The sequence below is a fragment of the Streptococcus sp. HMSC078D09 genome, assembly GCF_001813675.1.
GTDB lineage: Bacteria > Bacillota > Bacilli > Lactobacillales > Streptococcaceae > Streptococcus.
The window spans coordinates 580,859-592,017 of record NZ_KV813675.1; the positions used below are offsets into that span (position 1 = coordinate 580,859).

An 11,159-nucleotide genomic window follows, 5' to 3' on the forward strand; every position below is an offset into this window, starting at 1 on the left:
CAACAAAAATTAAATGACCAGTCTCCTGTAGAGTACAGAGAATTGGTCGAAGAAGGGGTCCAGCAACCGAAAGGCGCTAGCCTTCAAATTTTCCTCCCAAAATGTGTCCAAAATATTGATAGAATTCCAACACGGAAGATTTGGCACAGAATGGATTATTTGGTTTTACAACCTTCTTCATCCTCTTTAACCTTGCTTTGCTTGTCTTAGCAGGTTGGGTAGGGTATAAGTGGAAGATAAGATGAAAAAAATGGAGAAAACTCTAATGGTTCTTCTCCATTTTTTTATCTAATTGGTAATGTTGAAAATCGGAAGTGAAATGATACTTTCAAAGAATTCATTTTGGACACTAGCAAACGAAATAGAGCCCTGATGCAAATCAACAATTTGTTTTGAAATTTTTAGCCCAATTCCAGTCGTTCTAATTTTAGAAATATCAATGTTTTTAAAAGATAATTCATTAAGTTCAGCAATTTTTTCTGGTGAAGCTCCCTGTCCATTATCTTTGATTTCGACAATTACATTTGTATCTTTTTTGAATAAGTGGATTCTTATTGTGCAACCCTTTTCGTTATGTAAAACAGAGTTGTAGATGATATTATGGATAACTCTTGTGATTAAAAACTGCTCAATCATGATAGATTGATTAACAAGTGAATCATCGTAATCAAATTCAAATTCAAAATCATTCCAGATTTCTTGATTTAAAATATGGATGAGAATGTCTTTGAAGAAGGGGATAATTTTTGTTTCAGTCTGATTTAATTGAAGATGACCGGATGAAAGGCGAGCTACTATATTTAGATCATTTAAAATATTTTGGATGTAATAGGATTCCGTCAATATTGGGCGAATATGTTTTTTAGACTGTGTATCTAGTTCAGAATCATTTAACAAGGACGCGTTAGAAATGATGACAGAAAGAGGTGTTTTGATATCGTGTGCAATACCTGAAATCCATTGCTCTTTAAAGACTTCATTCTCTTTGAGTAGAGTATCGGTTTGATTAATTGCAGTTGTAAGATATTCTAGTTCTGATATAGAATTTATTGGATTTTTCAGACCATCCGGGAGATTCTGAATAGCAGTTACAAGAGGCGCAATTTTACGATTGATATGCGTCACACCATAGTAGTAAAGAAAAGCGAAATAAAGGCAGTTGAAAAGCAATACTCCAAATGCTACTAGTGGAATCAAGCGAATACTATCTATATCTAAGTAATTATAACTATAACGAGCAATTTTATCTTTTGGAAAACCAACAACAATGATGTAGCCACCTTTTATCTGACTAAAAACAGGATAATCTGAAAGATAATAGCGAGAAAACTGTAGAATGTCCCCATAGTCAAATTGCGAAGGAACTTCTGTAGGTTTATACTGTTCGTACACTTGTTTTCCAGTCTGCTTATCCAATACCATGAGCCATAACTTTTGTTCTTTTAGACTAGAAATATCATTTCTAGGTATGTGGACGTTATTTTTTGTGATGGTAATGTGTTCAGAAATTATTTTCACAGTTTCAGTAGCAGTTTGCTTTTCCTTAATGTAGAAAACAAAACTGGCAATTAGAAGAATATTGGTAATAAAGATAATGATGGAAAAAAAGATAAATTTCTTTAGTGAATACCTTAAAATTTTGGTTTGGTTCATAATCATGATAACAATTTATATCCCAGCCCTTTAGCTGTCTTTAAATATTGAGGTTTTGAAGGATTTTCTTCTATTTTTTCTCGAATTTTCCGAATATGTACAGTCAAAGTGTTTTCATAACCAAAGCTATCCACTCCCCAAATCGTATCACAGAGAGATTCGGTTGAAACGATGTAATTTTTATTATCGTAAAGTTTTTTCAAAATCTGAATTTCAATTGGCGTAATAGAAATTTCTGCTCCATTTTTTTGTACTGTTGCATTCCGAAAACTCACCAAAGTCTGTCCAATCTGTATTGCTTCCTGTTCTGATTTATAGCTTCTCCGGAGCAGAGCCATAATCCGATAGATAAGATTTTTTGGAATGAAGGGTTTCATGACATAATCATCACCACCAGCATTGAAACCAGCTACCTCATCTTCAGGATTATTTTTGGCAGTCAGAAAGAGGATAGGTGTATCGCCTTTTTTTCGGATATGTTTTGCTAATGTGTAGCCATCACCATCGGGGAGCATAATGTCCAAAAGAAAAAGGTCGAATTGCTCTGTTTCAATCACGTCCAAACTAGATTCTATATCATAGGCTGATGTTAGATTGGAAAATCCGTAGGCAGTGAGAATATCTCTTATGGAAGAGTTTAAAATTTTATCGTCATCAATGATAAGGATGTGCTTATTCAGGAGCTGTTGTTCGAAATTCATAATCTTACCTCGCTTATCTATATTATACCATTTAAAAGAGTGAAAAAAGCAAGATACTTTAATCTTAATGTAAAATTAAGGTTAGCTTAGTTTAAAATTAATCTAGCATGTCTATAATAAAGACATAACCTAGATAGATATACTTCTCAAATAAATTTTAATCAGTGAGGTATTTCCAAATGGCTAAACAACAAATGAATCTCGTTGAGGAGGAAGTTCATAATGATTAGTAATGTTTTACAGATAAAAAACTTACAAAAGGGATTTAAGGACACTCAGGTAGTTAACCTCAGTTCCTTATCAGTTCAACAAGGTGAGATTTATGGTTTTCTAGGTCCAAATGGAGCTGGGAAAACAACCACCATGAAGATGATTTTGTCTTTGATTTCTCGTACAGCTGGGGATATTGAAGTGTTCGGTCAATCCATAGGTACGGACAAGCAGTATCTTAATCAGATTGGCTCTATGATTGAAGAACCGTCTTATTATCCTAATTTGACAGGCTATGAAAATCTCTTGGTTTTCCAAAAAATCCTTGGATTTGAAAAGAAAAATATTCAGGAAACCTTGAAAATTGTTGGGTTAGATCAACCTAAAAACAAGAAAAAATTGATTAAAGATTATTCTCTGGGTATGAAACAGCGTTTGGCTTTAGCCTTTGCCTTAGTCAAGAAACCGCGTTTGTTGATACTGGATGAGCCAACCAACGGGCTAGACCCAGCAGGGATTCATGAAATTCGGGAACTGATTATCAAGTTGGCAAAAGAACAGGGCATTACTGTCTTCATCTCTACCCATATCCTTTCTGAAGTAGAGCATATCGCTGACCGTGTAGGGATTATCAATCATGGTCAACTCGTTTACGAGGGAGAAATTCGTAAAATTCAGTCCAATAAATGGCTGGAAGTGCGTGGGGATTTTAGAGGTCGACGTGAAGCCATTAGCCAAGTGTTATTTGGTTATCCGTGCAAGATGTTAGAAATACATGAGGATAAACTCAAGCTGACTAACCTTGCCGACCAGCAGATTTCTAGTTTGTTACGAGATTTAATAGTCGAGGAAGTTCCAATTTATGAAGTGAAGCAAGAACAAGAAACCTTGGAATCTATCTTCCTCAGCTTAACCAAGGAGTGAGTCTTATGTTGAATAATTTGTCTATTGAATTGCTCAAGGCAAAACGAACCAAATCCTTCTTCATTAGCATACTAGTTATGGGAGTCGGATTTGCTTGGGCAATTGCAGCCGCTACACGTTACCTAAGTAATCCAGCCATGCACCAGATTAACCTAATTTTCTATATGATAAAAGAAGTAAATGGCTTGATTCTCCCTATCGTGGTCGCTCTCTTTGTATCCCGGATTGTCAAGAACGAGAAGGAGGGCAACACTTTCAAACTGCTTTTGGCAAATGGTGAAAATCTACGGCATATCTTTCTGAGTAAGCTAGCCCTGACTATGTTCGTTTTGACCTTTCTCGCTATTTTGGAGGGAGTAGTAGTCCAGTTGATTGCAAACTTTTCTGGTCTAGAAATGCCTGTTAGCCTAATCCTCTGGCAAATCGTCATTTTCTTGCTAGCATCTTTTGTCTTAACCTGTCTGTTTTTGACTTTGCAGTTTTTACTGAAAAAGCAGGCATTGATAATGGCATTAGGGATTTTCGGAGGATTTCTTGGAGTTGGATTTGGTCATGCAACAGCTTTTCTACAGCTGATTTTCCCATTTGGTGGTATAGCATATCTGTCTCTGGTGGATTACCAGAAAGTCGCCAGTCAAGTGAGTTATGTTTTGGCGACAAACCTAGGATTTAAACTCTTTACATATTTGCCAATAGCCCTAATCTATCTCTTCTTATCTCTCTATCTAGTTGAAAAGAAAGGAGGCAAGCTATGATGTCTTATCTATCAGTAGAATGGCGGAAAACCCAAAAATTTTCCATGTTGATGATTGGTATTTTCTTCTTAGCTTTTTGTAGCCTGATTGGTCTTGGGATTTACTTAGGTGCAGCTTATTCTATGGTTGCAGAAAGTGAAAAAGTGCCTGTTTTATGGGGACAATTGACCTTCTATTATAGCCAGCTTTTCTTTCCGATTTTGGTCAGCATTTATGTAGCCATGATGTTAGGAAAAGAGTTTGATAGGAAAAATATTGAATTTCTCAGAGCTAATAATGTCAGTCTTGGGAAATTATTGTTGGCAAAAGAAATAGTAATTATCTTGTTTATTGCTGTTTTACAGTTGTTCTTGTTTGGTATTTTTTATGTCAGTGCTCACCTAATTCATTTAGAAATTTCTAATTTGTTCACCTACCTTAAGTGGGATTTATTGGGGATTTTTGGAACAATTAGTATGATGGCAGTACAGTTTTTTGTGACAGCTAAAACTCGTGTATTTAGTAAATCTGTGGGAATTGGTTCTATTGGTACTTTCGTAGGATTTATGATGATTTTTGTATCTGATAAATTATCTTTAATCTATCCCTACTCCCAAGCTATGGTGGCAATGCGGTCACGGAATTTGATAGACTTTAATTTAGTGGAAATATTGCTGTTTATCATTGTAAATATTCTTCTGTGGGGGATTTTTCATACATTGAGTAATAAAGAATTGCATAAGTAATGCGAAGACTCTTCGGAGTCTTTTTCTTGTGATAAAAGCTCCAAGCTTTATCTGGTATGCTTGACCTACTTTTTAATTGGGCACTATAAAAATTTTTCTCGAAAATAAGAAACTTGCACGATTTACTCATTACTTAGCCAATACTAGAGTTTATACTAGTTACTGTAATGATGATCATCTAAAAGAAGGAAGGAGGCAACCTTATGTCTAAAAATACAAGTCGTCCAGAGATTGATTCTCTAAGTTTCGAGGTTGAAAACCAAGAACTTTCCGGGAAATCAGGAGCTAGTGGTGCATAGCTTTTAAAATGACACTAGCAGGTCGCTGTGGATTGTGTTTCACCTGTTCCTATGAGTATACGAGAAATAATGTTTGTTGTTAGATAAAACAAAAGGAAAATTCTTGAGTTTTATTACAAAACATTGACAACACTTTGATTTGGTGTTATATTTACGAGGAGAAATACAAATGAAACAAGACCATTTTGAGATTGATTCTTTGGATTATGAAATTAATAGCCAAGAGTTAAATATTAAATATACTGCTGGGTGACGTACGACTGTTAGATTAACAGTACAAGGTCGCTGTGGTTGGTGGTTTACATATTCTTATGAATGTACTTCGCCAAACGTGCGCTGTGGATAAAACTACCTCTATTTTTTGATAGGAGGATAAAATGGAAGGAATTATTGGAACACTAGAATTCTATGCACCTGTACTGGTCTTAGGAGTTATTGTCATAGGGATTGTTTACTTTATGAAAAAAAGAAACGATCGCAAATAATCAACATCGACCGATACCTGAAAAAGGTATCGGTTTTTTATAACTTGAATATACTGCACAAAATACTCATGGAAAACCTTGAAAGAAACCGTATAATGAGAGAGTAATAAAGAAACGGAGGAATGAAATGATGAAACAGCTTATTGTGACAGGATTAACGAAAACATTTGGTCAAGGGGATAATATCGTTCATGCTTTATTAGATGTGAACTTGTCCGTTGAAAAAGGTGAATTTCTGGCAATTATGGGTGCCAGTGGTAGTGGAAAAACAACACTCCTCAACTGTATTTCAACGATTGATAAACCAACATCAGGTGAGATTCGATTTGAAGATTTTGACATCATCCATGCCAAGGAAAATGAACTAGCTGACTATCGTGCTAAAAACATTTCCTATATTTTCCAAGCCTACAACTTGGTGGAAACCTTGACGGTCTATGAAAATATCATTCTACCTCTTCAAATTCAGGGGAAAAATATCAAAAAACATCAGTATAAGATTGAGGAAATTTTGGATAAGTTGGCCATTCAAAACTTAAAAGATAAGTTTCCTAATCAGTTATCAGGTGGCCAGCGACAACGTGTGGCAACTGCTAGAGCCTTGATTGATGATTCTAAACTGATTATCGCAGATGAGCCGACAGGAGCCTTGGACTCTGCCAATTCTGAAAAACTGATGGCACTTTTGCAGGAAATCAATAAAAGTTTTGGTATTACCATTTTACTGGTTACGCATGACCCTGCCGCAGCCAAGTACTCTTCACGGATGGTGCTACTTAGCGATGGAAAGATTATGGATGATTTGGAACGTAACAGCTTATCTAATGAACAGTATTTGCAAGAGATTTACAGCCGTACCAGATAGGAGGAAGAGAGTATGTATCCAAAATTAATTTTACGAAATGTATTTCGAAATTTACAGACTTACACCATCTACTTTTTCAGTCTAACCTTGATTTATAGCTTGCTCTATGCTTTTAATGCTTTACCAAGCCATCCAGTGATGCAAAGTTTATCAGGGGCAAAGGAAATGTTGACGACGGTGATGAGTCAGTACATGGGCTTGCTTTCCTATCTGATTCTATCGGCGATTGCCTTTCTCGTCGTTTATTCCACAAACTTTGTCCTGGGACGTCGTAAGAAAGAGCTGGGACTTTATGCAACGCTGGGAATGAAGAAGAAGCAGATTATCCGTACCCTGTTCTTTGAAACCATGCTGGTCAATATCTTTTCCTTGATTCTAGGTTTCTTGCTTGGCTTGATTTTACTGGTCATTCTATCTAAGGTTGCATCTGAGTTTTTTATGGCCAATTACTTTGGTAGTCTGTTTTTTTTTGATAGCAAGTCTGTCATCTTACTAGTTTATTCCTATTTGGTAACCAGTTTTATTGTTGGTGTCATGGACATTCTTACCTTTAGAAAGCAAAATATCATTGCACTCATTCAAGAAAATGGGGTCAAGAAATCTGTCTTGGCAAAAGGCAAGCCAGTTCTTCAAGCACTTCTCTTTATTCTTTCGACAGCTGTTATCGGTTTTGGTGCTCTCTATTTTTCAGACTATCACCATCTATCATTCTTGAAAAGCTGGGGTATCTTGCTGGTATCTGTCTTCGTGATTTTTGTGATTTTATTTTACAATACCTTGAGCCATTTTATCTTGGTTTCCCTTAGAAAACTGCCTCAAACCTACTATAACAAACTAAACAGTTTTAAAATTCGTCAATTTTCAAAACAAGCTGATAGTAATTCGGTAACGTTGGCTGTCTTATCCTTGACCTTGACACTGGCTCTCAGCTTACTAGTTTTTAGTGGTAGTGCCTATACGACTATGAACCGAGAGCTGAACAAATACTCACCTTATGATGTAACTGTCAATCTTTATCGTGGTCAAGAGTTCCAGTTTTCTCAGGAATCTGTCAAAGACAGATTGAAAGCAGATGGATTTGACTTTAACCTTATCAAAGAGGAGTACAGCTATCCTATCTATTCTAGTGATTTAACCTATAAAGATTTGATTGATACTAGCAATCTCTGGGCGCATGATAAGGAACTTCCTGAATCAAAAGTACCGATTTTAGGAATTTCTGCCTACAATCATCTCCGCAAACTGCAAGGGGAAAAAGCGGTTGACTTGGCAGATAACCAATTTCTGGTCAATGCAAACTATAAAGGAACTGCCAAGCAGATCCAGGACTTTCTATCAACGACCAAAACCCTCATGATTAACGGTCATTCTCTCAACCTTGCCTCTTCGAAACCACTTGAAACAGTTTACTTTTTATCGTCAGTGGGTACAAATGATACAGGAACCTTAATTGTACCAGATACGGTAGTAGTTGGATTGACGGAAGACCACACGACCTATGTTGCCAATTTCAAAGAAAATATCGACAAACGGAAAGTAGAAACATTCTTAAGTCAGTGGATAGAAAAATACTACTTCACTCGTGATGGAGCAGAGTTGAATCCGTTCACCTATCAAACCAAAGGAAGAATTTTTGAGATTTATCTTGGATTTATGGGCGTCATTGTCTTTGTCATGATTTTTGTCAGTGTTATTTTTATCATTATTTCCCTCAGTATCTTGTCCCTTCAAACTTCTACAAGTGCTTTGGATAGTGTCAATGATTATCAAATCTTATATCTTCTTGGGAATAAGAGGAAGCAAAATCGCTCTATTCTTTTGCAACAGATTCTAAGTTATTTCTTGGTTCCGCTGGTCATCGCAGGTCCGCTAGCATTTGCCTTGAGTACCGCTCTTTTGGGCTATTTTGAGAATTTCGCTAATACCAGCATTTCTATTGATATCACCTATCTGGGAGTAGCGGTTTTACTCTTTGTCCTTTACTTGCTAGTGACTTACAGAGTAAGTTGGCAAATTATTGAAAATTAAGTCAAATACCAGAGTTGCCTATCCTGCAATTCTGGTATTGTGTTATAATAATATTAAAGTAGTTCAGGAAGTAGATACATATGAAACAGTTTGTCAAATTGTTCTCGAAAAACTCACTTTTATTGTGGTGGTTGACGATTTTGAATCATCTAGCTTTAATGATTTATATTTATCATAGGATCCCTCTGGACTTTTCGACAGATTTTTCCTTGCAGATGGTTTTATTGCTGATTATTGCTTTAATTGTATTTAGCTATATTTGTAATATTGTGACCTTTCGGTATAGTGAGTTGAAACTTTGGTTGCTCCTGATGATGTTTCTCATTAGCTGGCAATCCATATTTAATCAAGGAGTTGCGAGCACCCTGTTGCACTTTTTTGATATTCTTCATCCGCTCAACTCTTTTTTATTGCTGTATAGTTCTCTGTCTATTATCTTTCTGGGAGAGAAAATAGGAGAAGAACTGTTGAGTGTGTCCTTTGTGTTGACACTAATCACCATTAGTTCATATCTGTTAAGTCCTTCAATTTTTCTATTTCTGTCCTTGTTTGCGTCTTTCTTTTTAAACCTTGTTCCCTTGATTTTACTGATTTTATATCATAAAGAGTTGAAAAGTAAACTCAAGTATCAGAGACGAAATTTGTGGATATTAGCTTTGATATTGCCTCTTTCTTATTTCTTTTTGTATATCAATACGACGGGCTCAGGAGTGATGAACCTAGTCTGGTATCTGGAAATTGTTGGCATTTTAGCTTTTTTACACTTCAAAACAATTATCAGCTCTTTTCAAAAAAAGGTATCAGAGTTAAAATTGTCCTATATAAAAGCTTTTTCACGCTTGTTTTTACTGGTTATGTTTTTGTTAGTAGGCATTTTCATCATCTTTCGTCTAGATTTAAACACGAGCTTTTTGGTCTTGAATATCATGTTACTATTGTTCGGGATTTGTTCGGAAGAATTAATTCGCCTCTTTCGTTCTGCTGAAATGCTAGATTCTAGGGATTATGTAAAAGTTCTCTTTTTAAAGCGTAACCGTATGGTGAAAAATCTGCTGGCAAATGAAGATACAGAACAACAGTTCTCCGAATTTCTTCACAATGAAATCCTGCAAAATGTTATGGCAATAAAAAATTTCAATAAATATAGTAGTAATCAAGTTTTTGGTGAACAGATCAATCTGGTAACAGAGGAGTTGGTTCAGCGGATTCGTGAGCGGATGGATTATTATCAGCCAATGGTAGAAACAGACGAGCAGTTAGACATCCAGTATCAAGGGCTGATTAATCGGATTGTCAAACGCTATCACGCAGAAAATGAAGTAGTCACACAGTTTCCTGCCCACTTTAGGCTTTTATCTCCTTACGATAAAATTGCCTATCGTCTGGTTGAGGAGTTGGCGACCAATGCCGTTAAGTATGCTAGTGGTGGAAGGATTTCTTTGAAGATTGATGTGCATGATGACGCTATTTTTATCATTTCTGAAAATGACTGCCTTCAAACAGAAAAATCCTTAGGTTATGGCTTGAAAAATATGTCTAATAAAATTAGTGTTTTAGGTGGTCAAATGCAGATTTTTGAAAATAATAAGAGATTTCGTGTAGAAATTACTCTCCCGATTGATAAGGAGTTGTGTTATGAAAATTTTGTTAATTGATGATCATAAATTATTTAGCCAAAGTATCAAGATGATTTTAGAGTTATCGGAAAACGTTAAAAAGGTCCAGTTAGTGGATAATTTTTCGACTATTTCGGAGATTGCTTTTAATGACTACGACATTATTTTGATTGACATCAACCTGACGAGTCTGTATCAAGATGATGGGCTGACCTTGGCACAAGAGATTATCGATAATGGTTGTTCTAGTAAGGTTGTGATTTTGACAGGTTACAGTAAAAAAATGTATGAACACCGAGCTAAAGTTATGGGGGCTTATGGCTTTCTTGACAAAAGTGTGGACCCAGATGAGTTGGTGAAAAAACTGGAAAAGATTTATTTAGGTGGTAAGGTCTTTTCAGATGAAGTGATGGTAGAGGTGCTAACACCACGAGAAATCGAGATACTAGAACTGGTTAGAAATGGCTTGACCATTGATGATGTCTGTGACAAGGTCTATGTGAGTAAACGTACAGTTTCCAATCACTTGGCCAATATCTTTTCAAAATTGGGAGTGACTAACAGGCAGGAGGCGATTCACATCGCTGAGCAGTTGGGCTATTTTCCACCAGATTAAAAAGTTGCAGAAGATGCAGCTTTTTTAATTTATTTACAAAAATTGCACATATTACTCATTCTAATAAACAGTAAATTTGATAATCTATTAGTAATTAAGGAGGAAATCATTATGTCTATGATATCTGAAAAATGGTTTGTATAAAAAAATTTATCAGACGGATTACTAATTTTGTAAGTTATATTGGCCACCTTCGGGTGGCATTTTTACTTCTGTGATACTTTTTTCAAGCTTTATCTGGTATTCTTGACTTAGTTTTTATAGAAAGAAGGTCTAAGATGT

At 35.8% G+C, this 11,159-nt stretch carries 10 protein-coding genes and 1 pseudogene; 9 read left to right on the top strand and 2 right to left on the bottom strand.

Features of this window, described 5'->3' with window-relative positions; translation table 11 throughout:
* The first annotated feature begins 140 nt into the window (after positions 1-140).
* Positions 141-245, top strand: coding sequence for a hypothetical protein (locus HMPREF2926_RS11350; RefSeq protein ID WP_256263026.1), 105 nt, complete (start codon positions 141-143; stop codon positions 243-245).
* A gap of 43 nt (positions 246-288) precedes the next feature.
* On the opposite strand, the gene HMPREF2926_RS08010 is transcribed toward HMPREF2926_RS11350, so the two are convergent.
* Complete coding sequence (locus HMPREF2926_RS08010) at positions 289-1,659, bottom strand: sensor histidine kinase (protein ID WP_070587238.1); 1,371 nt, start codon at positions 1,657-1,659, stop codon at positions 289-291.
* Complete coding sequence (locus HMPREF2926_RS08015) at positions 1,656-2,354, bottom strand: response regulator transcription factor (protein ID WP_070587240.1); 699 nt, start codon at positions 2,352-2,354, stop codon at positions 1,656-1,658. Before HMPREF2926_RS08015 ends, HMPREF2926_RS08010 begins: the two co-directional genes overlap by 4 nt.
* A gap of 222 nt (positions 2,355-2,576) precedes the next feature.
* On the opposite strand from HMPREF2926_RS08015, the gene HMPREF2926_RS08020 reads away from it, so the two are divergent.
* From HMPREF2926_RS08020 to HMPREF2926_RS08055, 8 genes and pseudogenes are all read left to right on the top strand, one after another.
* The gene (locus HMPREF2926_RS08020) at positions 2,577-3,488 is read left to right on the top strand and encodes an ABC transporter ATP-binding protein (protein ID WP_083307939.1); all 912 of its coding nucleotides are present in this window, start codon (positions 2,577-2,579) and stop codon (positions 3,486-3,488) included.
* Positions 3,489-3,493: 5 nt separating this feature from the next.
* The gene (locus tag HMPREF2926_RS08025) at positions 3,494-4,243 is read left to right on the top strand and encodes an ABC transporter permease (RefSeq protein ID WP_070587241.1); all 750 of its coding nucleotides are present in this window, start codon (positions 3,494-3,496) and stop codon (positions 4,241-4,243) included.
* On the top strand, positions 4,240-4,968 hold the full coding sequence (locus HMPREF2926_RS08030; RefSeq protein ID WP_006149384.1) for an ABC transporter permease: 729 nt from the start codon (positions 4,240-4,242) through the stop codon (positions 4,966-4,968). The genes HMPREF2926_RS08025 and HMPREF2926_RS08030 overlap by 4 nt, the downstream gene beginning before the upstream one ends.
* A gap of 567 nt (positions 4,969-5,535) precedes the next feature.
* Positions 5,536-5,613: pseudogene (locus tag HMPREF2926_RS11450) on the top strand (salivaricin M family lantibiotic); the annotation flags it as partial.
* A 269-nt stretch (positions 5,614-5,882) separates the two neighbouring features.
* Positions 5,883-6,617 carry an ABC transporter ATP-binding protein gene (locus HMPREF2926_RS08040; RefSeq protein ID WP_083307812.1) on the top strand — a complete coding sequence of 245 codons (735 nt, stop codon included), beginning with the start codon at positions 5,883-5,885 and terminating at the stop codon, positions 6,615-6,617.
* Between the two features lie 12 nt (positions 6,618-6,629).
* A complete protein-coding gene (locus HMPREF2926_RS08045) occupies positions 6,630-8,645 on the top strand; it encodes an FtsX-like permease family protein (RefSeq protein ID WP_070587246.1) in 2,016 nt (671 codons plus the stop codon).
* Between the two features lie 80 nt (positions 8,646-8,725).
* Positions 8,726-10,300, top strand: a complete 1,575-nt coding sequence (locus tag HMPREF2926_RS08050) for a sensor histidine kinase (protein ID WP_070587247.1) — start codon at positions 8,726-8,728, stop codon at positions 10,298-10,300.
* Positions 10,281-10,877, top strand: a complete 597-nt coding sequence (locus HMPREF2926_RS08055) for a response regulator transcription factor (RefSeq protein WP_070587249.1) — start codon at positions 10,281-10,283, stop codon at positions 10,875-10,877. Before HMPREF2926_RS08050 ends, HMPREF2926_RS08055 begins: the two co-directional genes overlap by 20 nt.
* The last annotated feature ends 282 nt before the right edge of the window (positions 10,878-11,159 follow it).

What these genes read in the sequence shown, in the direction of transcription:
- HMPREF2926_RS08055 (WP_070587249.1), top strand. Translation starts at nt 10,281, where the DNA reads ATGAAAATTTTGTTAATTGATGATCATAAATTATTTAGCCAAAGTATC.
- HMPREF2926_RS08050 (WP_070587247.1), top strand. Translation starts at nt 8,726, where the DNA reads ATGAAACAGTTTGTCAAATTGTTCTCGAAAAACTCACTTTTATTGTGG.
- HMPREF2926_RS08045 (WP_070587246.1), top strand. Translation starts at nt 6,630, where the DNA reads ATGTATCCAAAATTAATTTTACGAAATGTATTTCGAAATTTACAGACT.
- HMPREF2926_RS08040 (WP_083307812.1), top strand. Translation starts at nt 5,883, where the DNA reads ATGAAACAGCTTATTGTGACAGGATTAACGAAAACATTTGGTCAAGGG.
- HMPREF2926_RS08025 (WP_070587241.1), top strand. Translation starts at nt 3,494, where the DNA reads ATGTTGAATAATTTGTCTATTGAATTGCTCAAGGCAAAACGAACCAAA.
- HMPREF2926_RS08015 (WP_070587240.1), bottom strand. Translation starts at nt 2,354, where the DNA reads ATGAATTTCGAACAACAGCTCCTGAATAAGCACATCCTTATCATTGAT.
- HMPREF2926_RS08020 (WP_083307939.1), top strand. Translation starts at nt 2,577, where the DNA reads ATGATTAGTAATGTTTTACAGATAAAAAACTTACAAAAGGGATTTAAG.
- HMPREF2926_RS08030 (WP_006149384.1), top strand. Translation starts at nt 4,240, where the DNA reads ATGATGTCTTATCTATCAGTAGAATGGCGGAAAACCCAAAAATTTTCC.
- HMPREF2926_RS08010 (WP_070587238.1), bottom strand. Translation starts at nt 1,659, where the DNA reads ATGATTATGAACCAAACCAAAATTTTAAGGTATTCACTAAAGAAATTT.